A 24,959-nucleotide genomic window follows, 5' to 3' on the forward strand; every position below is an offset into this window, starting at 1 on the left:
CGCCCAGCTGAGGCTCGTCTGGCGGTTTGCGAAGGGGATTCGGATCGAAAGCAGTAGTGGCGGAAGGCCCGCCGTAGCCGGGGTGTTTCGGCCTCAGTAGTCCGCTCTCGGGCGCCAGTAGCCTGAGGAGAGCGAGGAATGTCCGGATCCGAGCCGGCGGTGGCGCACAGAACGTGCGCCACCGGGCTCGCTACTTATCTCGGTTCAACTGTGAACTGTTTGATTCGGTCTTGCTTCGCTTCGCAGCTCGCTTCTCTTTGAGCGTCTGCGCCGCGGGTTTCTTGGTGGCCTTCTGGCCACGATCTTTACTGGACATCACATCTCCTTCCGTTGAAGGGGTGCCCAAGCCTGACCATAGCCCACGAGGATTGAAAGCGCGCGAGGAAAGCGCACAATCACAGCTAAAGCTGCGTGCCGAGTCCGCCGCTGAGTCGTCCGTGAAAGTCTCGCGTGAGCTCATTCATGCCAACGATCTCGACGGTCGTGCCCAGGCGGGCGTACTTTGTCACGATCGTGTCGAGGGCGGCGACCGAGGACGCGTCCCAGATGTGTGAGCGGGTGAGGTCGACGACAATGCGGCTCGGATCGCGCGTGTATTCGAACATCGTGGTGAGGTCGTTGCTCGAGGCGAAGAATAGTTCGCCGGTGACTGTGTACGTGGCCTCGGCGGCGTCCCCCTCACCCGTGATTTCGCGCTCGACCGACACGACGTGGGCAACGCGGCGCACGAACATGATGGCGGCGACGAAGACCCCTACGACGACGCCGACCGCGAGATTCTGAGTGGCGACCACGACTGCGACGGTGGTGAGCATGACGAAGGTCTCGCTCTTTGGCAGCCGCCTGAGCGTTGTGGGAGCAATCGAATGCCAGTCGAAGGTTGCAACGGAGACCATGATCATGACAGCGACGAGTGCGGCCATCGGGATGATCGCGACGAGGTCGCCGAGCACGAGGATGAGCACGAGCAGGAAAGCGCCGGCGAGGAACGTCGAGATACGCGTTCGCGCGCCGGAGACCTTGACGTTGATCATTGTCTGGCCGACGACAGCGCAGCCACCCATGCCTCCGAAGAACCCGGAGAGCAGGTTCGCGACGCCCTGCGCCCAGCTCTCCCGGGTCGTGTTCGAGCGGGTGTCGGTGATCTCGTCGACGAGCTTCGCGGTCATGAGCGACTCCATGAGCCCGACGAGCGCCATGCCGAGGGCGAACGGCCCGATGATGCTCAGGGTTTCCCAGGTCAGCGGCACGTTCGGCACGAAGAGTTCGGGCAGGCTGTCGGGGAGTGCGCCCTTATCGCCGACCGTTGGCACGTTGATTGCGAACACGACCGCTGCCGCGGTGATGATGATCACGGAGACGAGCGGGGCCGGCACGACCCTCGTGATCCTCGGCATGAGCACCATGATGAGGATGCCGGCGGCGACGAGCGGGTAGACCGCCCACGGCACGCCTATGAGCTCGGGGAGCTGCGCGCCGAACACAAGGATCGCGAGCGCGTTCACGAAGCCGATCATGACGCTGCGCGGGATAAATCGCATGAGTTTCGCGACGCCGAGCACGGCGAGCAAGATCTGGAGCACGCCGGCGAGGAGCACGGTCGCGATGAAGTAGTCCATGCCGTAGTCGCGCATAACGGGTGCGATGACGAGGGCCACCGCTCCGGTTGCTGCCGTGATCATGGCAGGGCGGCCGCCGAGAAAAGCGATGGACACGGCCATGATGAAGGACGAGAAAAGCCCTACCTTAGGGTCGACCCCCGCGATGATGGAGAACGAGATGGCTTCGGGAATGAGCGCGAGCGCGACCACGAGGCCGGCGAGGGCCTCGCGCAGGAGCAATCGCGGGGAACGAAAGGCCTGGAGCACCGTGTGGCGTGGCGCGACAACACCGCCGCTTGTTGCTGCTGACACGGATCGTGGCATGTGTGTCTTTCGGTTTGGGCGGTGAGGCGAAGCATTCTGTCGATGCTCTGCAGCGGTGGCGGGCCGGCTCACGGCCCAAGCGTACGCAGTTCGAACTGTAGCCTAGGCGCGGCGCCGCCGCGGCAGGCACACGGCACGATGCGCGAATGCTATGAGTTCCCTGTCTTTTTCTGCTACATGCCCCTCTGGGTACAGGGCCCGGGGTACGCTGAGGCCAGCGATCGGCAAACGCCAGTGGCTTGACCAGAGCAGCTCACCCAGCGGCTCGGAACGGGATTAGGTGCCGCTCATGACGACGACCGCTCCTCAGACATTAGATGGCCTCGGGCCACTGCGTTTCACGCGGGCCCGCGCCGCAGACTTTCCGCCGGTTGCAAAGGCGTACACGAACATTTCACAGGTCGCTCGGGAGTCAGGGCTGTTCGCCAGGACACCCTGGTTCTATGCGATCGTCGGACTCGCGATCACCGTCGGCCTCGCCGCGACGATCACGGGCTCCATCCTGCTCGGCGACAGCTGGTTCCAGCTGTTGATGGCCGCGGCATTCGCCCTCTTGTTCACCCAGATCGCGTTCCTCACCCACGAGGCAGCGCACCGCCAGATCCTCTCGACCGGCCCGAAGAACGACCGGCTCGCCCGCGTCCTCGCTGCCAGCATCGGGATGAGCTACGCCTGGTGGGATTCGAAGCACACGAGGCATCACTCCAACCCCAACCGCGTCGGCAAAGATCCCGACATCGAGATCGACACGATCTCGTTCATCGAGGAAGACGCGGTAAAGGCCCGCGGCGTGCTGCGGTTCATTACCCAGCGCCAGGGCTGGCTGTTCTTCCCACTCCTCACGCTTGAGGGCCTCAACCTGCACAGGCACAGCATCGTGCACCTGCTGCGGCGCGAGCCAGTGAAGGGACGCTGGATCGAGCTTTCGATCATCGTCGCGCGCTTCGTGATCATTCTCGTTCCAGTGTTTCTGTTCTTGCCGGTCGGCCTCGCGTTTGCGTTCATGGGCGTGCAACTCGCAGTATTTGGCGTTTACATGGGAGCGTCTTTTGCGCCGAACCACAAGGGCATGCCGGTCATCGCCCACGACGCCAAGCTCGACTTCTTCACGAAGCAGGTTCGCACGTCACGCAACATCCGGGGCGGCTGGTGGGCAACGTGGCTCATGGGCGGTCTCAACTACCAGGTCGAGCACCACCTCTTCCCGAGCATGGCCAGGCCGCACCTGTCCAAGGTCCGCGTTTTGGTCCGCGAGCACTGCAAGACGCTCGGTGTGCCGTACACCGAGACCTCGCTCCTGCGGTCCTACGCGATCGTCATCGAATACCTCAACCGTGTCGGCCTTGCCGCACGCGACCCGTTTGACTGCCCAATCCGGGCAGAGTACCGCAAGGCGTAACCACTTCGCGGCGCCGCGTGAAGCTAGACTCTGAGACCATGGGGTTTTCACGCGGCGCCGCCGTCATCGGCTCCGGCCCAAACGGCCTCGCCGCGGCGGTCACCCTCGCGCGCGCTGGAGTGCCCGTCACCCTGTTTGAAGCGGCGCACACGATCGGTGGCGGCGCGCGAACCACCGAGCACGTCCGCGCCGGCGTCAGACACGATGTCTGCTCAGCGATCCATCCGATGGCGCTCGCAACTGGTTTCTTCCGCGAGTTCGAACTCGCAAAACGCATGAGTTTCGTCGTCCCAGAAGCCTCCTATGCTCACCCGCTCGACGGTTCAGCCGGCGATCACGCAGCGGTCGCCTACCGCGATCTCGACCGGACCGCGGCGGAACTCGGGCGAGACGGCGCAGCATACGCGCGCCTGCTGCGGCCCGTCCTTTCGCGACTTGCAGGGACGCTCGATGTGGCGCTGGGAGGCGCACTGCTGCGTTGGCCAAGCGATCTGCTCGCCGCCGTCACGCTCGGCGCGCGCACCCTGGAACAGGGCTCCCCGCTGTGGAATTTGCGATTCCGTGAGCACCGGGCGCCAGCGCTCATCGCTGGTGTCGCCGCCCACAACGTCGGGCCGATGCCAGCGCTGGCAAATTCCGGTGTAGCGTTTGTGCTCGGAGCCCTCGGGCACGCGACCGGTTGGCCGGTGCCCGTCGGCGGATCGCAGGCGATCACCGACGCGCTCGCCGCTGACTTCCTCGCACACGGCGGAAGGATCGAAACCGGGCGGGCGATCACGGACGTGCGCGAGCTCGCAGATTTTGACGCAAAGCTCTTTGATACTTCGGCTCGCGCGCTCGCCGCGATCGCGGCAGACGCGCTCCCCGACAACTACAGGCGCAAGCTTGAACGCTTTCGGTACGGCAACGCCGCAGCGAAAGTCGACCTGGTACTCGACGGGCCGATCCCGTGGCGTGACCAACGGGTTGCCGATGCCCCGACGGTGCACCTCGGAGGCACACGCGCCGAGATCGCCGCGGCTGAGCGAACAGTGGCCCTCGGCGGACACCCAGCGCGCCCATACGTGCTGCTCACGCAGGCCGCAGCATTCGATCCCTCGCGCAACCAGGCGGGCGTCCACGCAGTGTCCAGCTATACGCATGTCCCGCGCGGATCGACAACCGATGTTGGCCCCGCCGTGCTCGACCAGATTGAACGGTTCGCTCCGGGATTTCGCGAGCGAATCGTCGATGTCCAGGTCACACCGGCCGCGGAGCTCAGCGTGGAGAACGCAAACTACATTGGCGGGGACTTTAGCTCTGGGGAGGTGTCGCTCAGACAGCTCCTTGCGCGCCCGACGCTCGCGCGGGATCCCTGGCGGACGCCGGCAGGCGATATTTATCTGTGCTCGTCCTCGACCGCGCCAGGCCCCGGTGTGCACGGACTCTCTGGCTGGTACGCCGCCCGGTCGGCACTGCGCACCGTTTACGGACTCGGCGCGCCTGAGCTCGCGCTCGGATAGCTGGCTCTCAGCCGGGAGCCGCCAGGCGCACCGATCAGGCTAGTCCCAACGGCCGCCAGGGCGCACATTGGGGAGGCGCGAGCCGAGATCACTCCTGCTCTCTGCACCTGCCTTCTTCATCAACCGGTGCATGTGGCTCTCAACCGTGCGCACAGACAGCACGAGCTCGTCGGCGATCTCCTGGTTGCTCATCCCGCTGACGGCGAGCGTCGCGATCTGGAGCTCCCGCGTGGTGAACCTTGGCGTGCTCGCCGACAGGGCAATCTCGGAGTAGTCGTCGTGGGGGAGGTTTCCCGAGACCTGCGACCAGAGTGCATGCGCACGTTTCGCGTTGGCGGTGTCTCCTGCCGCTTCAGCTACCGCCCCCGCGAGCCGAGAGGCGGTCAACGCATGGCCGAAGCGGCCAGCCTGGGCAAAGCGCGACGCGGCCGAGAGCAGGGCTTGCGCGTCGGAGGCGACGATCCCGGTGATGTACTCGAGGAAACTCGAAAAATACTCCGAGTCGACCGCGAGGATGCGCTCACGAGACGCATCCAACCGCTCCTGGGTTGGCTCGAACTCGAGGGCAATCAGATAGTTGAACGCAGCAGTAAGCACCAGGCCACGCTCCCAGTTGCTGTCTGCATCACGCTGCATGAGGTCCGCTGCTTCACCGGGGCGGCCGTCGCTCGCGAGAATCTGAGCGTGCGCCCATGCGCGAGAACCGCCGGGGACGGGGCTGTCGGGCGCGTCGAGGGCGCTGAGCTGAGCTGTGAAGAGTGCGACACGGGCGGCATCGCCGCGCCGAGCGGCGAGAACCGTTCCAAGCACGAGCAGCGTGATGTGCACAAACGGGGGGCGCCGGATCGGTGCGCCCAGCGAAAGCGTTACCCGGATGGCCTCCTCTACGGATCTTGTCCTGCCGTCGAGGATGCCCATGAGCGCGTTCAAATAGTTGTAGCCGCGGATCTCCACGCTCGAGAAAGACACCATCGAGCGCGCGTGCCCGCGCTCACCGATCCCACGGGCCTCGTGCGGGGAATCCCCGAAGTAGCTGGTGAGGACATGCAGCGCGATCTGGTCGACGCTCTCGGCGCGACCGGTGAAGAGTTCGGCTGCCACGAGGTGCTGGTGTGCCGACGGGAGCCTACCCCGGAACATAAAATGCATCCCGAGTACCGCGTGCACCGCAGACCGCACGCGCGGGTCAAGATCCTCGTTGGTGGGGTCTGGGAGATCAACGGCATCACCCGAGCGGAACACAGAGCTGCGGACCTCGAACGCCCGCGTGAGGAGGAGGCCGCCGAGGCGAGGATAGCGATGTGCCTCGCCTTCGAGATATCGGATGGCTTGTTCGTGCTCACCAGCGGCGAAGATGAGGTACTCGGAGCGCAGGAGCGCCCACCGCACGGATGCTGCCTCGTCGCCGTGTAGCGACTCTGACACGGTAAACAGCGTGTCGATTGCTTCCTGTGGGGCCCCGGCGGTGATGGAGACTTCGATGAGTTGCGCCGCTGTTGCCTTCGAAGGCGCGCGCTCCCACTCTGACTGCGCAAGGATGAGCCGGTTGCGCATGTGCTCGTGCACGAGTCGAACGAACGGCGCGTCTGAGGAGCTCGTGAGTTCGCGAGGCTGGAACCGCGCAAGCGACTGCCTGTCTCCCTGGAACCGTTCCTCGAGTTCCTCGCTGAGTCGATGGCGGCGAGCGACCGCGGGCCGGTTGCGGAAGTAATCAACGAGCAGGGGCGGAGACACCGTGACGAGCAACTGGCCATCAGCGGGATAGAACTCGATGAGCGACGCCTCCTCAAGCTGCACCGGTACGTCCTTATCATTGAGCTCAAGGAATGTCTTTGCCTCGACGATGCCGAGGAGGGCGAGCATCTCGAGGGCGTCCCACTGCGGCGAGGACAGTGTGGTGAGAACCGATTCAAGGTACGGGGTGAGGGAGTCGCTCCAGAGGCTTCCTGTGAGCCCCCACTCGCCCTCGCGGTCGACGAGTCGCCCCTCATGCACTGCAGAGGCGGTGATCGCGCTCGCAAGACCGGGGTTGCCGCCCGAACTCGCGAAGATCTGACTCATCGCCGCCGAGCCGATCGGGCCAGAGACATGTTCACCGACGATCCTGCTCAGGTCGTCGTAGTGCATCGGCCCGAGCCGGATGCCGAGCCCGGAAGGGTCAGTGAGCCAGTCGAAGTCTGCCGCTTCTTGCTTCCTCGGACCTGCAGCGCGGGCGACGATGAGTGCGATACGTCTTCGCGCGAGCAGCTCCGAGATCACGCCGCCACTGGCGTCGTCGACGAGCTCTGGCTCGTCGACGACGATGAGTGCTCGCTGGGCCGGGAGGAGTGAGTCGAGCTCGTCGATCGCTGCGGCGACTGCTCCGACTCGGCCCGACTCGGCTGACACCACCCCGGCTATTGCGAGCGCCATGAGCGGTGTGCCGCTGAACGACCGATTGCCACGGATCTTCAACGCACGCCAGCCCCTGGTTTCGAAGCGTTCAGCGACCCGATGGAGAAACACCGTCTTTCCGCTGCCGTGCCCACCGAAGACCTGGACCGAGCCGCCCGATTCCAGCGCGGCGACGGCCTGACGCATCGCCTCGGATCTCTTATCCATGGGCAGGAACCTTTCCTTCTGCTGGACAGCAGCTTCGTGATACCGACATTAGCGGTCCGCGTGTGTCCTGCATATAGGAGATGTTCGCGAGAGATGAAGATGGGTTGGTGTGCGGGGAGTCGCAATATTTGGGGGAAGCGATGGGGGGAAGCCCACTCCCCGCACACTCAACCTCTCTCACCACGATACCGATTTGGGGGAAGGTATCTCATCTTTGATGCGGGTGAGAGGCCCCGAGTATTCATCAGCGGGACTAGTAGAAACACTACGCCGATCTGAGTCACTCAGGGAGTGAACTCGTTGATCTTGCGTGTAGGTTCGGCCGGTTTGCGTAGTCTTGCGCCATGCTTACGGACGTCGGGTGAGTACGGCGGTGCAAATTTTGGGCACTACTCAGTACTACGCGGCCGCCACACTACTCTGATTGCATTCCCGAGCTCGCCTTGGCAACGCTCGATAGCGCGGTACTCAGCTCGGTTCGTGAGGAGAGCCCGAGCTTCTTCATTGACCTGGCGATGTGGTTCTCAACAGTGCGCACGCTCAGCGTTAGACGGTCGGCGATCTCCCGGTTGGTGAGCGTCGCGGTGAGCGGTGCGATCTCCAGCTCTCGGGGCGTGAGTGTCTCCACTGCGGGAGAGCGGTGGCGGAATACGACCCTGCTGAGCGGCTCGCGGAAGAGCTGGAACGACTGCCGGGCTTCGTTCACCGCGCGAGCGTATTCGTCGCTGCTGATGATGCCCTTATCTCGGTGATAGAACTCGATGTCTTCGAGAAAGTCTGCTGCGCTTGCCAACTCAGGCAGGCCAGAAAGCCCCGAGATGTGCAGGATGATGTCGGGATCCTGCCTGAGGGCCGCGCGGGAAAACTCCGCAAGCTGCGCCGCCCAGTGGTAGGTCGGGTGGGTGCCAAGCTGGTCCATGAGTTCGAGCGCCGCCTCTGACGGGTCGAGCTGGAACGCGAACCGCAGCGTCGACCAGCTCGAGTCGAGGAACGACCGCTCGTAGCAGGCGCGCGCCTCCTCAAGGAACCGGGCCCCGGACGCTTGCCTGTCGCCGGTGAGGAGGGTCTCAAGCGCGTCCCCGAATTCGGGCCGCATGCCGGGCATTGGTCCGCGCAGTTCGCCGTAGCTGCGGCTTTCGCTCAGCAACGACCCGGCGATATCCGCCCTGCCGTCGCGATGGTGCAGGAAGGCTGACCACCGGAGCATCGCCGCGTAGAGCACGGCGAACCTGAGGTCGAGATCCCCTATCGACAGCGCCCTGCTGATCGTGCGGCGAGCCTCGGACACTCGTCCCAGCCCGAGGAGCAGCTGCGAACGCACGTAGGAGTCGACCAGGAAGGGCACCGGGTCATCGCCAGGCATGAGGTTCAGCGGATCGATCAGCATGTCCTCTATCGAGTCGCTGAGCGCAGCGTGCCGCACGAGGGTGATGAGGCGGGCCTGCTCCCCAATCACACGCTGCAGCGGGAGGTTAGTCCCTGATTCATTCGGTGCCGTGATGGGAAGCACCTCGCCTGAGGCCGTGCGAATGTAGGCGGCGATGGTCGCGCAGAAGCCCTCTGGATCATCACCGGGATTGGCAAGCCACGCCTCGACACGCTCGCTGCGCCCGTCCACGGAGAAGCTCACGTAGATGCTGTACGCCTCCAATGCCCCCGCGTACTCGGGGAAACGTGTCCGCAAGGCAGCTGAGTGTTTTGAAGTCGAGGGGGTGTCCTCGAGCTGGAGCATCCGCTCGTGCAGCGCGAGCTGCAGCAGGTCAACGTCTCGGGCGTGATCGGAGGACGTGCGCTCGAGCACCTCGGTCGCCGTCGCCGTGTAACCACCAGACTGGAGGAGCGCGTCGAGATACGCGACAGCCCGAACCACGTCTGGGCGGCGTCGCCACTCTCTCGAGGTCACCGCGAGCCGCTCCTCGGACTCCTCGCGCAGGTACCTCGCGAGGCCAGCGTTGTGCGTCTCTTCGGTGTCCGAGTGCTGCGCTCGGGTATCGATGCGCAGCCGCGGGCGCTCCGCCCGCCGGCCGCCGCCCGTTGAAGACTCAGACAGCTGCTCGAGTAGCCGCACAGCGGAAAGGTGCAGCAGGTCGATCGGTCGCTGGCGGAAGTAGTCGGTCACGAGTGCCGGGCGCGGGGAGATTCGCGATTGGCCGTGCGGATCCTTGAACGTAGTGATGAGGCCCGCGCGTGTGAGAGCCTCAGCCGACTCAGCGTCGAAATCGTGGAACTGCTCGGCCGTGAGGTTCCCTGCGAGGGCGAGCGCGTGCAGCAGCCGAAACGGCCCGTCCTGCAAAGGCGAGATGAGTCGTTCGATGGTCTCCTCGAGGTGCGGATTCCACAGGCTATGTTCGGCCGTGACCCACCGGTGCGAACGCTTGCGAATCTGCCGCTGCGACTGCGCAGCGCGGATGATGTCTGCGGCTATGCCGGTGATGCCGGAAGACATCGAGAAGATTTCAGAGGTCACCTCTGGGCTCACCGCACCCCCAAGGAGCGTTTCGGAGAGCACGCCGACCTGCTCAAAGCTCAGTGCCTTGAGCTCCACCCTCGTGTCTGCGCGGAGGATGTGCGACACCACCCGTTGCTCAGGGGAGAGGTGTTGGAAGGGGGCTGAGACGAACACCCCCGCGATTGTGCCCCGGTCGAATAGTGGGGCGAGTGCCTGCGCGGAAGGGAGGTCAAGCCACTCCGCGTCGTCAACGAGGATCACTGTATTCGGCGAGTGGCTCAGCTCAATCGCGATGATGTCACGGACCTCACTCGGCGTCGCCTGTTGGTGCAGACGGTCGGCAGGGACGAGGGTCTCGCGCAGCACAGCGTATTTGACGTTCGTCAGTGACGGGTCACCGATGACGCGCACAACGGAGAAGCCGAGCGCAATGAGCGCGACTTCGAGCTCGTTGAGCAGAGTCGTTCTGCCGAATTCCCTTCCGGCAACGAGACGCACTGTTTTGTTCGCTCGTACGTGTCCGAGCAGCGTGTCGAGTTCTTTTGCGCGCATTTCAGCATCTCCCCCCGCCGGGAACAACATAGAGCGTTCACAGCAAGCTTGAGTAGTCGTATTCGATACTCAGCGGTCACCAGGATACTACAGCGAAGGGCGTCCAGCGCCTATACTCACGTGCCGATACTCAGGTGCCGTCGCTACTCAATCTGCGCCGATGCCGCGCTCGCGGGCGCGGCGCGCTAGTCCTTGTCCGCGCGCTGTGACACGCGCAAGTCGAGGAGAAAGTCCACCGATCCGTCGCCGAACAGGAGCCGTGCCGCTGCTTCGGCAGACTCCGTTACGACCGCGGCAACAGCATCCGCGTGCTCCCGCGGAGTGTGCACGATGATCTCATCGTGCAAAAAGAACGCGAGGTGCGGCAGCCGAGAGAACACGGCACCTGAGGCCGGCGCCGACCGCTCGGCTGGTACCGGAGGAAAAGCCGCGAGGCGACGTCTGATCTCGGCGAGCCAGGCGAGCGCCCACTCCGCTGCTGTGCCCTGAACGACGAAGTTGCGGGTGAAGCGTCCGCGATCGCGTGCGCTTCGCCGCGCGACGTTCTCATCGCGCGACGTAGCTCCAGGCATGCTTGCTGCCGCCTGGGCTGCCTGCCATTCGGGCTCGGGCGGCGGCGAGGATCGCCCGAGCCAGGTCGTGACGGTGCCGCCACGCTCACCCACCGCTGCGGCGTCGTCAACCAGTCCCATTGCTGCGGGGAACGCTCGCCTGAGTCTCGGAACGAGCCTGCCGCTCTCGCCTGAAGTCGCTCCATACATCGCCCCAAGCATGGCGAGTTTTGCGTCAGCACGTGTCGCTATGAAGCCGCTTGCAACGATCCCTGAGTAGAGATCCTTTCCGCGGCCAGCAGCGCTCATTGCCCTGTCTCCCGCCATTGCGGCGAGCACTCTCGGCTCAAGCTGTGAGACGTCCGCCGAGACCAGGAGCCAGTCGTCGTCGGCGCGGAGCGCTGGTCTGAGTAATCGGGGTATCTGGAGTGCCCCGCCCCCGCTCGACGCCCACCTGCCCGTGACGACACCGCCTGGGATGTACACCGGGCGATAGCGTCCGTCGCTCACCCACTCGTCGAGCCACACCCACCCGTTGGCGGAAAGCAGCCTCGCGAGTCGCTTATAGGTGAGCAGAGGCTCAATGGCAGGGTGTGTGTGCTCCGCGAGTTCCCACTGAGACGTGGATGCTACGTCGATGCCAGCAGCACGGAGCGCGCGGAGCAACCGCGGCGGAGAATCGATCGCAACACTCGGGTCGCCGAGAGCTTGGCGCACGATCACCCCGGCCCCTGCGAGCTTCTCCGGCTTCGCATCAATACCTGGCGGTCGGGGCCCCAGTCGCTCGGTGAGGATGCGGTCGTGCTCGGCGGTATCCCATGGCACGCCGGCGGCACGGAGCTCGGCTGCAACGAGGGCCCCTGCCGATTCTGCAGCGAGGAGCAGAGCCAGGCGGCCCGGCTCCGACGCGCTCTCAACGGCAGCGCGTTGGCGAGTGAATTCGCGGAGTGATTCCGCGAGGGTGTCGAGTGAGCTGTCGGACGGCGGGGCAGTTTCAATGTCGAAGAGCGCTGGTGATGATCCGCCGACGGGTGTGTCGGGAGGAGCGGCTGCTTCTGCCCAGCGGGGGTCAGTAAGGAGCGGCCCTCGCTCGCGCACGAGCGCAGAATTACGCAGGATCTGGTGGCATAGCGTCAGGTCGTGGCAGCGTTCAACACGCACTCCCGCTGTGAGCAGTTCCGGATATACCGCGCCAGTGCTGCGCCACACCCACCGCGGAGCACTCGTCCTCTCGAGATCGCCAACAAACTCGGCTAGCTCGGAGGGTGCGATCGCAACAGGGTCTCCTGCAGTCCCGCTGGCCCCGACGCTGACAGCTTCGAAGCCGCCCCGTGGCGCGCGGCCGAGTACGCACCACTTGACGGGCGCTTGCGAGGAATCAGTCGACACCCCCTAACGGTAGCGAGTCCCACCGACACTTGCCTCGCTGAAAGTGCGCACAGACACGCGGCACATTGCCGCCAGAGAGAGGTCGGACTGCCGCTCGTGATGGGGCAGTGGGGGGCCCAAGTCAGGCGCGAACGTAGGGATCTCAGGGTTTGCGCAAAAGTTAAGGATTTATCACGAAATTTGCTTCAGCAGCGTTTTAGGCAGTAGTGCGGTAGGGTTACTCATATCGGCGCTTTCTTTCCGATTGCTTCGCCTCAGTGTCTCACAGCCGCTGGTGTGTTTCCCCGGGCTGTCCCGCTGATACAAGTTCAAAACCGCGCATCCGCGCGACCATTACGAGCCGCCTCTTTGGCGGCTCCGCATCACAAAGGAATGCTCTCATGGCAACCGGCACCGTCAAGTGGTTCAACAGTGAAAAGGGCTACGGGTTCATCGCACCCGACGACGGCTCAGCAGATCTCTTCGCGCACTTCAGCGCAATCGAGGGAAGCGGCCGTCGCGACCTCGAAGAGAACCAGCAGGTCGAGTTCGACACTGAGGATGGCGCTCGCGGCCCGCAGGCCGTGAACATCCGCAAGCTGTCCTAAGGACTCTTTACGAAAGGGTGTCATCCGGTTCCGGGTGGCACCCTTTCGTGGTTTGAGGCGTTGCGCACCGCCTAACAATCGCGATGACGCGATGCAACCTGCCAGAATCCCCTCACCGGGGGCGGGATGGCGAGCGCGTCATGGCCCCTGCCCAGATGCTCCCCAGGAAAACCTCGGCTGGCTCTGACAGGGTACCCAGTATGGGTATCCGAACTGCACTTCTCCCGCTGCTCGCCGCAGCGCTCCTTCTCACCGGCTGCGCCGCATCAGACGCGCAGGAGCCTGACGCCTCAGCGGCTACAGACGGCACGCTCGAGCAGATCGCGAGCCTCGGAATAGATACGAGTGATCCCGCTGCCATAGTCGAGGGGCTTGATACCCTTCCGGTCGATCGAAGGCCTGCCCCAGAGGCGCTCACCGTCTCTGTGATGCCGCAGGAAATCGTGCTGCAGCCAGGAGACGTATCGCTGCCGCTCGGCGATGCCGGGTTCTACCTGTCAATCGCGCCGTATGTCGAGCAGACGCATCCGTGCACATTCCACAGCCTCACGACCTGTCTCGGAGAGCTGCAGAACACACCCATCGAGCTCACCATTACTGACGCGATTTCCGAAGAAGTCATCGTGAGTAAGATCACGGCGACGGCGGACAACGGCTTCGTCGGCGTATGGCTGCCGCACGACGGCGAGTTCGACGTGCGCATCGTCAGCGCTGAGGGCGCCGCTGAGCAGCGCGTCACGACCGGGGCTGACGATCCAACGTGCCTGACATCGATGCAGCTGCTGACGTAGCAGCGCACTCGCGCCGAGCCGGTGCGCAACAGGTCGGGAGGGTAGGGCCCGCGGCAGCGCCGCGGGCCCTACCTATACCTCCGCGGTGACGCTTCGCGCTGGGAGCTGGGATGCCGCAGCTGCGTCCAGCACGTAGACGACGTTCGCGTGCCGCTGCGCAATGCTCGCCGGGACCCGCTCGGTGACGGGGCCGTGGATCGCAGCCGCAACAGCCGCTGCCTTCGCTTCGCCAACGGCGACGATGACCAGCTTGCGCGCGTCCATGATCGTGCCAAGACCCTGAGTGATTGCCTCAGTCGGCACGTCCGCCTCCGAATCGAAGAAGCGCGCGTTGTCGGTGATGGTTTCTGCGGTGAGCTGCACCTTGCGGGTTCGTGAATCGAGCGGCGAACCGGGCTCGTTGAACCCGAGGTGGCCGTTCCTACCGATCCCAAGGATCTGCACGTCGATGCCGCCAGCAGCCGCAATCGCCGCCTCGTAGGCAGCGGCAGATTCGGCAGACGCGTCGGCGTCGGGCACCGCGACGAGCTCAGGGGTGAGCCCGACGGGTTCGACGACGGTCTGCGTGACGACCGTGTGGTAGCTCTCGGGGTGCGCCGGATCAATACCTGCGTACTCGTCGAGGGCGAAGCCTCGAACCTGCGAAAGGTCGAGGCCGCGCTCGCGGGCAATGTCAGCCCATGCGCGATAGAGCGGCAGCGGTGAAGAACCGGTAGCAAGGCCGATAACGGCGTCGGGCTTCTCGGTGATCGCTGCGATGACCTGCTCTGCCGCGAAGCATCCGAGGTCAGCCGGCTCGTCGAATACGCGTACTTCCACTAGGGCGAGCCTCAGTGACCCTGCGCCGCGAGGCGTTCCTGCGCCTCGACGATGAGCTTCTCTGCGTCTGCAGCGGATCCCCAGGCGTCAACCTTGACCCACTTGCCCTCTTCGAGGTCCTTGTAGCGCTCAAAGAAGTGGGTGATTTCCTTGCGGGTGTACTCCGGGATGTCCTCGACGTCCTGGATGTGCGACCAGCGCGGATCCTTGTACTGCACGGCGATGACCTTGTCATCTCCGCCGGCCTCGTCGAGCATCTTCAGCACCCCGACCGGGCGGACCTTGACGCCGACACCGGGGAAGAGCGGGTAGTCGAGGAGCACGAGCACGTCGAGTGGATCGTTATCTTCTCCGAGTGTCTCCTCGAAGAAACCGTAGTCAGCAGGGTAGACGAACCCGGTGTACAGTACGCGGTCAAGGTAGACGCGGCCCGTCTCGTGATCGATCTCGTACTTGTTGCGGCTTCCCTTTGGGATCTCGATGACGGCGTCGAATGCGGCGGTCATGCGCGCTCCTTTATGCTTACGGACGATCGGTGTCGGCCTGGTTGCGAAATATTGCCGAGCTAAGGCTACCCGATGTGGTGCTCGGGGTACCGTTGAAGCGTGGAGCATCCGGAGTTTATGCAGGTGAGGCGGGCCGTCAGGCACGCCATCTCCGCGCTACATGGAGGGGAGATATCCCCGCTCGTGCTCGTTGGGCTGTCCGGCGGGGCCGACTCCCTCGCCCTCGCGGCTGGTCTCGCGGCCGAGGCGAGCACCGCGGGCATACGCGCTGGTGCGATCGTGGTGGATCACGGACTGCAGCCGGGTTCGAGCGACATCGCTGCGAGCGCAGCGGATCAAGCGCGGACGCTTGGCCTCGATCCCGTCGTGGTTCGACGGGTCGCCGTTCGCGAGGGCGGAGGACCTGAGGCGGCCGCGCGGGAAGCGCGCTACGCCGCCTTCGCAGCGGTCGCGATGGAGCTTTCGCCTGTCGCGATCATGACGGCTCACACCCGCGACGACCAGGCGGAGCAGGTGCTGCTCGCGCTCGCACGCGGCTCGGGAACACGCAGCATCGCTGGCATCCCGCCCGTGAGGCACCTGAGTGAAACGTGTGTGCTCGTCAGGCCGTTTCTCGGAGCCGACCCAGCGATTGTGCGCGCAACGACCGTCGCCGCGTGCGCGGAGCTCGGGCTTGCAGCATGGAACGATCCGCACAACGCTGACCCTGGGTACGCGCGGGTGCGGGTGCGTGAGCGGGTGCTGCCGGTGTTGACTGATGAACTCGGCGTGGGAATCCGTGCGGGCCTCGCCCGGAGCGCCGATCTCGCTCGGGAAGACGCCGAGGCGCTTGACACGTGGGCGGCGCGCGCGGTGCGGGAATTGGGCGAGATCACGGCAGATGGCGCTGGCACCACGGGCGCCATCGTGATCGGCTCGGCGGGAATCGCGCGACTCGCTGAGCTTCCCGCGGCCGTGCGCCAGCGCGTTTTGCACCGCATTGCAGCGGAGTCATTCGGGGTGAATCTCAGCAGGGAGCACACCCTCGCGCTTGCGCTGCTCGTGACGGACTGGCGGGGGAGAGGCCCGGCGTTCGTCCCGGGGATCCGAGCCACACGGTTGCGCCACGAGTTGCGGCTAGTGGGGCAGGTCGGATCGCCGAGGGGTGTGGACGCTGCGAGCTCCGAAAGCTGATCCACCACTCACTCACAGCGCACTACGATGGACGCATGGACGCGAAACATCTTGGCGATGACCTGACGGTAGTGCTGCACACAGAGGAAGAACTGCGGGCGCGCCTCGCGGAACTCGCTCGCGAGATCGAGCGCGACTATTCGGACGAGCCGCCGCTGCTCGTTGGCGTGCTCAAGGGCGCCGTCATGGTGATGGCTGACCTGGCTCGCGAGCTGAACTTCCACGCACAGATGGACTGGATGGCGGTGTCGTCCTACGGCGTTGGCACGAAGTCGAGCGGGGTCGTGAAGATCCTCAAGGACCTCGACGCGGACATCACGGGCCGTGACGTGCTTATTGTCGAGGACATCATCGACTCGGGACTCACGCTCTCCTGGCTGAAGGAGAACCTTGAGAGTCGTGGCGCGAAGTCTGTGCGAATCTGCACGATGCTCCGCAAGCCGGAGGCGCTCAAGGTTGAGGTTGACGTGGCGTATGTCGGTTTCGATATCCCCGTCGAGTTTGTGGTCGGCTACGGGCTCGACTACGCCGAGGACTACCGAAACCTGCGCGACGTCGCCATCCTCGCCCCCCACGTCTACTCCGGCGAATAGGACCAACGCGCTCCGCCCTGAGCGGACAAGCGCGACAAGGCGGGAGAAGTGTCAGATGCCTCGGATACGATTAACCCGCTGTAATCTGCCGATCGAAAGGCCCAGACTTGGCTGAAAAATCGTCCGAGACCCCGACCAAGGGTCGGCGCCTGCTGCGTGGACCGTTCGTATACATTGCCATCGCTATCGTCTTCGTGCTGCTTGGTTGGTCGTTCCTTTCAGGCGCGAACACCCGTGAAGTGAGCACCGAGCGTGGCCTCGAGCTCATCGCCGAGGGCAAGGTGAAGCAGGCGGAGATCATCGACGGCGACCAGCGAGTCAATCTCGAGCTGACGAAGGCAGACAAAAAGGCCGGAAGTGACTCCGTCTTCTTCTACTACGTCATCCACCGCGGCGACGAAGTAATTTCCGCCATCGACGAGGCGAAGCCGAAGGACGGGTTCAACGACCTCGTCCCGAAGCCGAACCCGTTCTGGTCTCTCCTCGGGTTCCTCATCCCGCTGCTGCTCATCGGCTTGTTGCTCTGGTGGATGATGTCCTCCATGCAGGGCGGCGGACGCGGCGTCATGCAGTTCGGCAAGTCGAAGGCCAAGCTTGTCTCGAAGGAGACGCCGGTCGTCACGTTCGCCGACGTCGCGGGCGCTGATGAGGCCGTCGAGGAGCTCGAGGAAATCAAGGACTTCCTGCAGGACGCCTCGCGTTTCCAAGCTGTTGGTGCGCGTATCCCGAAGGGTGTGCTGCTCTACGGCCCTCCCGGCACGGGTAAGACCCTGCTCGCACGCGCAGTCGCCGGCGAAGCCGGGGTGCCGTTCTACTCGATCTCGGGCTCAGACTTTGTCGAGATGTTCGTTGGCGTCGGCGCAAGCCGCGTGCGCGACCTCTTCAAGGAAGCCAAGGCGAACGCCCCCGCCATCATCTTCATCGATGAGATCGACGCCGTCGGTCAGCGCCGCGGCCAGGGCATGGGCGGCGGCCACGACGAGCGCGAGCAGACGCTCAACCAGTTGCTCGTCGAGATGGACGGCTTCGACCCCAAGGCAAACGTCATCATGATCGCGGCGACGAACCGCCCCGACATGCTCGACCCAGCGCTGCTGCGCCCCGGCCGGTTCGACCGTCAGGTCGGCGTCGACGCGCCCGATATGCGCGGCAGGCTCATGATCCTGCAGGTGCACGCGAAGGGGAAGCCGCTCTCGAAGAACGTCGACCTTGAGGTCGTCGCTCGGAAGACCCCAGGGTTCTCCGGCGCGGATCTCGCGAACGTGCTCAACGAGGCTGCGCTGCTCACCGCGCGCTCGAACGCGCAACTCATCGACAACCGGGCGCTCGACGAGGCAATCGACCGCGTGATCGCAGGCCCCCAGCGCCGTACGCGAGTGATGAAGGATCAAGAGAAACTCATCACGGCGTACCACGAGGGTGGGCACGCGCTGGTCGCAGCGTCGCTGAACCACACCGACCCCGTCACGAAGGTTACGATCCTGCCACGCGGTCGTGCACTCGGCTACACGATGGTGATCCCCCTCGAGGACAAGTATTCGGTGACGCGCAACGAGCTGCAGGATCAGCTCGCGTACGCGCTCGGCGGCCGCGTCGCAGAGGAACTCGTGTTCCACGACCCAACGACCGGCGCTGGCAACGACATTGAGAAGGCCACCTCCACCGCGCGGAAGATGGTCACTGAATACGGCATGACTACGACCGTGGGGCCCGTGAAGCTCGGGCAGGCGCAGCCGGGCGCATTCATGGGCGACTTTGGGCAGTCACGCGACTACTCCGAGGGACTCGCAGTGCAGATCGACTCTGAGGTGCGCGCACTCCTCGAGCAGGCGCACAACGAGGCGTACGAGTTGCTCGTCGCAAACCGCGACGTGCTCGACAGGCTCGCCAGGGAGCTCCTCGAGAAGGAAACTCTCGATCACAACCAGCTCGCAGAGATCTTCAGCGACGTGAAGAAGCTGAAGCCGCGAGCCACGTGGCTATCCAACGGGGAGCGGCCAGTGTCGCATGTCCCGCCGATCGAGGTGCCAGCGGCTGTCCGCACCGACGGCCCGACCGCCGAGCGGGTGGCGCAGAGCACCGATGCTGCGCAGGAGCCTGACACGGCCCCCGGCTCGGCACAGCCGGACGCCCAAGCGGAGTAGCTGCCGTGAACGCTGCAGTGGATCGCGACCGGGTCGCACGGGCAGTCCGCGAACTGCTCGGCGCGATCGGGGCTGACCCCGAAAGCGCCGAGCTGCGCGAGACCCCTGCCCGCGTCGCGGAGTCGTACGCAGAGTTCTTCTCGGGCGTCGGCGTCGATCCGCAGCAGTTCCTCGCCGACGCCGTCCCCGTGGACGGCGAGACAGGCGAACTCGTGCTCATGCGCGACATTTCGCTGCGATCGATTTGTGAGCATCACCTCCTCCCGTTCCGTGGCAGGGCGCACGTCGCCTACCAGCCAAGCGAACGGGTCGTCGGGCTCAGCGCGCTACCACGCGTCGTTGCTGCGCTCGCTGCCCGGCCGCAGGTGCAGGAGCGGCTCGGCGAGCAGATCGCCCAGGCCATCGATGATGGCCTCTCCCCACGCGGCGTGCTCGTCGTGCTCGAAGCCAGCCACGGGTGCGTTGCCGACCGCGGTGTTCGCGAAACCGACGCTGCCGCGGTGACCATCGCCTCGCGTGGCGGCCTCTCAGAGCCAGCAGCCCGCGCAGAGATCATGGCGCTCATCGGCACAGGCGGGGACAGGCGGGCACTGTGACCACTCCCACAGCGATCCAGAGTGCACGCCCAGTGGTGCTCGGCGTGCTCAACGTCACACCGGACTCGTTCAGTGACGGCGGGAAGTACCTCTCAGTTGAAGCCGCGGTGACCCGGGCAAGAGAACTCGTCGCTGCCGGCGCGGACGTCATCGACGTCGGAGGCGAGTCCACCCGCCCTGGCGCGACCGCGGTGCCGCATCACGAGGAGCTCGCCCGCGTGCTCCCCGTGATCGAAGCGCTCACGAGCGAGGGGATCGCGGTGTCGATCGACACGATCCACTCAGCGACAGCAGCGGCCGCCGTCGAGGCAGGCGCCGCCTACATCAATGACGTCTCTGGCGGGCTCAACGACCCAGACATGCTCGCCGTCGCCGCGCGCGCGGCAACAGCGTTCGGCACCAGGTTCATCATCGGGCACTGGCGAGGCATCCCGGATCCCTCACACGAGCGCTCGCAGTACCAAGACGTGGTGCGGGACGTTCGCGACGCGCTCGCTGCGCGGGCCGCAGAGGCGATCGCGGCCGGCATCGACGAGACCCACATCATCGTCGACCCTGGGCTCGGGTTCGATAAAACAGGGGAGCAGTGCTGGGAACTGCTGCGAGGACTCGGCGAGCTCGCCGAACTCGGTTACCCCGTGCTCATTGGCGCGTCACGGAAGCGGATGCTTGGCGAGGTGCTCTCCGCGCTCCCAGGCGGCGCATCATCTGCCGCCGACCGCGATGGCGCCACGGCTGTCGTCAGCGCACTCGCCTCGCGCGCAGGAGCCTGGGGCGTCCGCGTGCACGATGTCCCCGGCACGGTCGCGGCGATCGCCATCGAGCGCGCGTGGGCCGGCCCGCAGCGCGGAGACCAGATCACGCTCACCGGTCTCGAGGTGTTCGCCCACCACGGCGTCTTCGATTTTGAGCGCGCGCAGGGGCAACGCTTCCTCATCGACGTGGAGGTGTCCGTCGACCTGCGAGCAGCAGCAGCTGGCGACGACCTCTCTAACACGGTGCACTACGGTGAGCTCGCTGACGCAATCGTCGCTGCCGTCGCAGCCGATCCGGTCGACCTCATTGAAACCGTTGCCGAGCGCGTCGCGCAACTCACCCTCGGATTCTCCGGTGTGCGGCGCGCCCGCGTCACCGTTCATAAGCCAGACGCACCGATCGCAGCTCCATTCGAGGACGTCTCGGTCACCGTCGAACGCGTGCGGGGCGCGAAGTGATCGCGCAGGTGGTCCCCGTGCTGCTCGCCTTCGGTGCGAACCAGGGTGGCAGGGCCGATACGATCCGCGCCGCCCAACGCGACCTTGCCGCGACACCGGGTATCGCCCAGCTCACTGCCTCACCGCTGCGTGAGACGGTAGCGCTCACCCCTTCGGGGCCAGACCCGCTAGCCCCGAAGTATGTCAACGGGGTCGCACTCGCCGAAACGACGCTCAGCCCGCACGAGCTGCTCGACGTCATGCAACGGGTCGAGCACGAGCACGGCCGCGTCCGCGCTGAGCGCTGGGGAGATCGCACGCTCGACATCGACCTCATCCTGTTCGGTGGCCGGGTGATCTCGGACGAGCGGCTCACCGTGCCGCACCCCCGCGCGCACGAGCGCGACTTCGTGCTCGCCCCGTGGCTCGCCCTCGACGCTGACGCCGTACTCATGGGGCACGGACGCGTCCAAGAGTTGCTCGAGCGTATCGGCGACACGACGGCACCCTTCAGCGGCAATGACCCCGGCACCCAGCCGCAACACGACGGTGAGCGCGGTGCCCGTGAATACGTGGCGCCCGCGTCGGAAACGCGCCCATGACTGAGCAGCCGAAGATGCGGGGCGTAAACGCGCTACACCTGCTCGGGTCAGCAGCCGTCGGAGCGTCACTCGCGCTGTTTCTCCAAGCCTGGTTGTCCTCGCGTGGCCGCCCATCGCTCATCCCGCCGTACTCGATGTCGGTGATGCTGATCGCGCTCGCTGTGCTCCTCATCGTGCTCGGGGTGCGACTGCGCAAGAACATCGCTAAGGGTGTTGGCGCGGTGAACCCGTTCCAAGCGGTGCGGTTGCTCGCGACAGCGCGGGCAGGCCAGATCGTCGGCTCCACGTTTGCGGGCTTCGGTTCGGGCCTGCTGCTCTCGTTGCTGACGCGCAGCGTTCCCGCACCCGTCGAGACCTGGCTTCCGATGCTCGCGACCGCCATCACGGCGATCGTGCTCCTCGCATGCGCGCTGTTTACCGAGCACCTCTGCAAGGTCCCCCCGGGAGAAAATGACGACAACGGCGACGAAGGGCCCGGCCTGGTTACACTTGAGACGTGACCCAACAGACTCTCCCCGAACTCGAGCCGACGTGGCATCGCGTATCCCCGAAGTATGCAGCCTCAGATCTCATCATCAACGTGGTGACCTCGTTCTTCCCGCTTGTGGTGATCATCGTCGTGTCCGTCGTGAACAACGGCGAGGTGCCGCTGTGGCTGACGCTCGGACTGTGGGCGCTCGTCGCGTTCTTCCTCATCAATTCCCTGTTCGCGTTTCGTCGCGTAAAGGCGATCGGCTACATGCTCCGCGAGGACGACCTGCTGTTCCGGCGCGGCATCATGTTCGAACGGGTCATTGCTGTGCCATACGGGCGGTTACAGCTCGTCGACATTACCCGTGGGCCGCTACTGCGGGCACTCGGGCTCTCCACGTTGAAGTTTGTCACGGCGTCAGCCGCGACAGGGGTCCAGCTTCCCGGGCTCACTGAAGCAGACGCCGAGGCGCTGCGCGACCGACTGGTTGCGCTCGCCGAATCCAGGCGGTCGGGGCTGTGACCTCCCACGAACTTCCCGGCGACGCTCCGCGATCGCCCAACGTAGCTCCGGTAGAACCTGCTGGTGCCGAGCAGATGCCAGGCACCGCTGACGCTGACGGTTGGCGCAGGCTGCATCCGGTGTCGCCGCTGCTGCGCGGCGGCCTTGTGCTCGTCGTCGTCATCGGTATCGTCATCGCGAACTTCCGTGATGTGATCGTGCGGATGTTCTTCTCACCGTCTGACGGCGACCCCCTCGACGGCGATGAGGTTGCTCAACTGTTCGGCATGCTGTCGAACAGGCAGACGCTGCTCTTGGTCGTTGGCGGAGTGCTCGTGCTCCTGCTCGTCATCGTTGGGGTGTCGTGGGTCGCTTGGCGCTTCCACACCTACCGCGTGACCGCCGACGCGGTCGAGTCGCGTTCCGGGGTGGTGTTTCGGCAGCACCGAAGGGCACCGCTCGACCGTGTGCAGAGCGTCAACCTGCAGCGGCCGTTGCTCGCACGTGTGCTCGGCCTCACGAAGATTGAGGTACTTACTGGCGGCCAGGGAGGCAAAGTTGAACTTGCCTATCTCGGGCATCGCGACGCGAAAGCTGTGCGCGAGCGCATTCTCCACCTCGCGACGGCACGCCGCAACGGCGAGGATGTGTCCGCGGCGGCGGCGGGCGTCTTCGCTGAGGCCGCTGTCTCGCTCGACGGCTCGCTGTATGCCCCACCGAGCGATGCGCTGACGCAACGCGCCCAGGACTTCGCTGACTTCGATGTCGACCCCGTGGCTGCAGTGGCGCAGTCGCTCGTTCGGGTTCCTGTCGGGCGCTTACTTGGCTCGATCGTGCTCGGGTGGGAATCGGTGATCACTATCCTGTTGCTGCTGCTCGCGGTCTTCTGGGGTGTCGTGAGCGCTGCGATCGGCACGCTTACCGGCCGGGCGGGGTTCGTTGCCGCTGGCGGTATCTCGCTCATCACGGTGATCCCGCTGATCCTCGTGCTGTTGGGCATGATGTTCGCGCAGTTCAACAAGGGCTTCAATTTCACGCTGTCTCGCGGCAGGGAATCCGTGCGCGTTGGCTCGGGCCTCACGTCGACCGTGACCGACTCGATCCCGTTCGGCAGGATCCACGCGATCGAGGCGCGGCAGCCGCTGCTGTGGCGCCCGTTCGGGTGGTGGCGCGTGCGCGTCACCCTCGCCGGTCACTCCGTTTCCGAAGCGGGCCAGAGTGTCACGCAGAACGTTGTGCTCCCCGTCGGCAAACAGGTTGATGTGGTGCGGGTGATGGAGACGCTCGTTCCCGGCGCGGCGACGGGCATCAATGAGGGACTCACCGGGGCCGGAGACGGCTATGTTCGGGCCGGGGCGCGATCTGGCTGGTTGCTGCTCCTTGGCAAGCGTCGTGCCGGTATTCGCATCGACGTACCGTCGGCCACCACGTCACCCCAGCAAGACGTTCAAGCAATTGAGCCGGCGCCAACCGACGCAACGCTCCGCATCCGGCGAGGCGCGCTCACCCGTTCACTCGCCATCATGCCGCTGGTGCGTGCCCAGTCGGTGCAGCTCAGCCGCCCGCTCGGGCACTATCTGCTCGGGCTCGCGACGTTGCAGGCACACACCGTCCTCGGACCGGTCCGGATGCTCGTGCGCGGGATTTCCCTCGCCGAGGCGCAACGCGTGTTCGCCGAGCTCGCTGAAGCCGTACTCGTCGTGCAGCGGGCTGAGTCCGACACGCACCAGGCAACAAAACGCGGCGAGGCGCATGAGTAGCCCTCAGGCGAGCCGCCTCGGCATCGGTATTGTCGGGGCTGGCAGGGTCGGTCCCGTGCTCGGGCGGGCGCTCGCGGGCGCTGGCCACGCGATAACGGGCATCAGCGCGGTGAGCGAGGAGAGTCGTGAGCGGGCTGAGGCGATGCTCCCTGGCGTCCCCATCCTCGAAGTGCAGGAGATCGTTCGTCGCTCGGAGCTTGTGCTGCTCGCGATACCCGGAAGCGAGCTCCCGGGGCTTGTCTCGGGCCTCGCGAAACTCGGCGCGTGGCAGCCAGGGCAGCTCGTGATTCATACGGCGCCCGAGCACGGTACTGCCGTGTTTGCTGAGGCGCAGGGCGTGATCCCGATCGCATTGCACCCTGGCATGGTGTTCACCGGGACGAGTCTGGACCTCGCACGGCTGAACGGGGCGACGGTGGCCGTTACGGCGCCCGCGGTCGTGCAGCCGATTGGGCAGGCGCTCGTTGTCGAAATGGGAGCAGAGCCCGTGATCGTCGCTGAGAGTGACCGTGGCGCCTACGCGGAGGCTGTCACCGTGGCGTCCGCGGCTGCGCGGCTCGCTGCAGCGGACGCAATCAAGACGCTGCAGGAGTTGGGCATCGCCCGCGCCGAGCGGATCGTTGGGGGAGCGGTGCACGCAGCGATCGACGAAGAAGTCGGACGCTACTCGGGGGATCCGGGGCTCGGCGCCTAGCACCAAGGGTTCGCGAGCGAAACACGAGAGGGCCACATCTGCCACCACCCGGCAGATGTGGCCCTCTCGTTGTGCCTGGCGAGCAGGGAGCTTCGCGTCGCGAAGTCGCACAGACCTGAGCGTTCTATACGCAGAGGCTCCTGCTGAGGGTCGCGGTTCG

The 24,959-nt window shown here is 65.3% G+C and carries 20 protein-coding genes; 14 read left to right on the forward strand and 6 right to left on the reverse strand.

The window, feature by feature from the left end; genetic code table 11:
- Nucleotides 1–401 precede the first annotated feature (401 nt).
- Entirely contained in the window at nt 402–1,925 is a 1,524-nt protein-coding gene (locus SD72_RS13350; protein WP_042544961.1) for a SulP family inorganic anion transporter, read from the reverse strand.
- A gap of 289 nt (nt 1,926–2,214) precedes the next feature.
- Here SD72_RS13350 and SD72_RS13355 point away from each other — a divergent pair, with 289 nt between their 5' ends.
- Both SD72_RS13355 and SD72_RS13360 read left to right on the forward strand, forming a co-directional pair.
- Nucleotides 2,215–3,324 (forward strand): fatty acid desaturase family protein, encoded by a 1,110-nt coding sequence (locus tag SD72_RS13355; protein WP_042544983.1) that lies wholly within the window; start codon nt 2,215–2,217, stop codon nt 3,322–3,324.
- A gap of 38 nt (nt 3,325–3,362) precedes the next feature.
- The gene (locus tag SD72_RS13360; protein ID WP_042544962.1) at nt 3,363–4,826 is read left to right on the forward strand and encodes a phytoene desaturase family protein; all 1,464 of its coding nucleotides are present in this window, start codon (nt 3,363–3,365) and stop codon (nt 4,824–4,826) included.
- A gap of 39 nt (nt 4,827–4,865) precedes the next feature.
- Here SD72_RS13360 and SD72_RS13365 read toward each other — a convergent pair whose 3' ends face one another.
- From SD72_RS13365 to SD72_RS13375, 3 genes are all read right to left on the reverse strand, one after another.
- Nucleotides 4,866–7,427 (reverse strand): LuxR C-terminal-related transcriptional regulator, encoded by a 2,562-nt coding sequence (locus SD72_RS13365; RefSeq protein WP_042544963.1) that lies wholly within the window; start codon nt 7,425–7,427, stop codon nt 4,866–4,868.
- 415 nt (nt 7,428–7,842) lie between these two features.
- A complete protein-coding gene (locus SD72_RS18030) occupies nt 7,843–10,428 on the reverse strand; it encodes a LuxR family transcriptional regulator (protein ID WP_232299785.1) in 2,586 nt (861 codons plus the stop codon).
- 185 nt (nt 10,429–10,613) lie between these two features.
- The gene (locus SD72_RS13375; protein ID WP_042544965.1) at nt 10,614–12,368 is read right to left on the reverse strand and encodes a bifunctional 3'-5' exonuclease/DNA polymerase; all 1,755 of its coding nucleotides are present in this window, start codon (nt 12,366–12,368) and stop codon (nt 10,614–10,616) included.
- A 380-nt stretch (nt 12,369–12,748) separates the two neighbouring features.
- On the opposite strand from SD72_RS13375, the gene SD72_RS13380 reads away from it, so the two are divergent.
- Both SD72_RS13380 and SD72_RS13385 read left to right on the forward strand, forming a co-directional pair.
- On the forward strand, nt 12,749–12,955 hold the full coding sequence (locus tag SD72_RS13380) for a cold-shock protein (protein WP_042544966.1): 207 nt from the start codon (nt 12,749–12,751) through the stop codon (nt 12,953–12,955).
- A gap of 200 nt (nt 12,956–13,155) precedes the next feature.
- Nucleotides 13,156–13,746, forward strand: a complete 591-nt coding sequence (locus tag SD72_RS13385; protein ID WP_042544967.1) for a CueP family metal-binding protein — start codon at nt 13,156–13,158, stop codon at nt 13,744–13,746.
- Nucleotides 13,747–13,818: 72 nt separating this feature from the next.
- On the opposite strand, the gene SD72_RS13390 is transcribed toward SD72_RS13385, so the two are convergent.
- Together SD72_RS13390 and SD72_RS13395 are read right to left on the reverse strand one after the other, a co-directional pair.
- Nucleotides 13,819–14,565, reverse strand: coding sequence for a glucosamine-6-phosphate deaminase (locus tag SD72_RS13390; protein WP_042544968.1), 747 nt, complete (start codon nt 14,563–14,565; stop codon nt 13,819–13,821).
- 11 nt (nt 14,566–14,576) lie between these two features.
- Nucleotides 14,577–15,071, reverse strand: a complete 495-nt coding sequence (locus tag SD72_RS13395) for an inorganic diphosphatase (RefSeq protein WP_042544969.1) — start codon at nt 15,069–15,071, stop codon at nt 14,577–14,579.
- Between the two features lie 117 nt (nt 15,072–15,188).
- Between SD72_RS13395 and tilS the strand changes: the two genes are divergently transcribed.
- The 10 genes from tilS to SD72_RS13445 all read left to right on the forward strand — a co-directional run bounded on the left by tilS (nt 15,189) and on the right by SD72_RS13445 (nt 24,799).
- On the forward strand, nt 15,189–16,244 hold the full coding sequence (tilS, locus tag SD72_RS13400) for a tRNA lysidine(34) synthetase TilS (protein ID WP_042544970.1): 1,056 nt from the start codon (nt 15,189–15,191) through the stop codon (nt 16,242–16,244).
- A 35-nt stretch (nt 16,245–16,279) separates the two neighbouring features.
- Nucleotides 16,280–16,837 (forward strand): hypoxanthine phosphoribosyltransferase, encoded by a 558-nt coding sequence (hpt, locus tag SD72_RS13405; RefSeq protein WP_042544971.1) that lies wholly within the window; start codon nt 16,280–16,282, stop codon nt 16,835–16,837.
- 107 nt (nt 16,838–16,944) lie between these two features.
- Nucleotides 16,945–18,981: an ATP-dependent zinc metalloprotease FtsH gene (ftsH, locus tag SD72_RS13410; RefSeq protein ID WP_042544972.1), complete on the forward strand. Its 2,037-nt coding sequence runs from the start codon at nt 16,945–16,947 to the stop codon at nt 18,979–18,981.
- Between the two features lie 5 nt (nt 18,982–18,986).
- Nucleotides 18,987–19,577, forward strand: a complete 591-nt coding sequence (gene folE, locus SD72_RS13415) for a GTP cyclohydrolase I FolE (protein WP_042544973.1) — start codon at nt 18,987–18,989, stop codon at nt 19,575–19,577.
- Nucleotides 19,574–20,791, forward strand: a complete 1,218-nt coding sequence (folP, locus tag SD72_RS13420; protein ID WP_232299786.1) for a dihydropteroate synthase — start codon at nt 19,574–19,576, stop codon at nt 20,789–20,791. Before folE ends, folP begins: the two co-directional genes overlap by 4 nt.
- Entirely contained in the window at nt 20,788–21,372 is a 585-nt protein-coding gene (folK, locus tag SD72_RS13425) for a 2-amino-4-hydroxy-6-hydroxymethyldihydropteridine diphosphokinase (RefSeq protein WP_084767220.1), read from the forward strand. Before folP ends, folK begins: the two co-directional genes overlap by 4 nt.
- Nucleotides 21,369–21,872 carry a DUF3180 domain-containing protein gene (locus tag SD72_RS13430; RefSeq protein WP_052492699.1) on the forward strand — a complete coding sequence of 168 codons (504 nt, stop codon included), beginning with the start codon at nt 21,369–21,371 and terminating at the stop codon, nt 21,870–21,872. The genes folK and SD72_RS13430 overlap by 4 nt, the downstream gene beginning before the upstream one ends.
- On the forward strand, nt 21,869–22,366 hold the full coding sequence (locus SD72_RS18340; RefSeq protein WP_042544974.1) for a PH domain-containing protein: 498 nt from the start codon (nt 21,869–21,871) through the stop codon (nt 22,364–22,366). The genes SD72_RS13430 and SD72_RS18340 overlap by 4 nt, the downstream gene beginning before the upstream one ends.
- A complete protein-coding gene (locus SD72_RS13440) occupies nt 22,363–24,105 on the forward strand; it encodes a PH domain-containing protein (RefSeq protein ID WP_232299787.1) in 1,743 nt (580 codons plus the stop codon). Before SD72_RS18340 ends, SD72_RS13440 begins: the two co-directional genes overlap by 4 nt.
- On the forward strand, nt 24,098–24,799 hold the full coding sequence (locus SD72_RS13445) for a DUF2520 domain-containing protein (protein ID WP_042544976.1): 702 nt from the start codon (nt 24,098–24,100) through the stop codon (nt 24,797–24,799). The genes SD72_RS13440 and SD72_RS13445 overlap by 8 nt, the downstream gene beginning before the upstream one ends.
- Nucleotides 24,800–24,959 lie beyond the last annotated feature (160 nt).

This window comes from Leucobacter komagatae (assembly GCF_000834055.1).
In the GTDB taxonomy this organism is placed as follows: Bacteria; Actinomycetota; Actinomycetes; order Actinomycetales; family Microbacteriaceae; genus Leucobacter; species Leucobacter komagatae_A.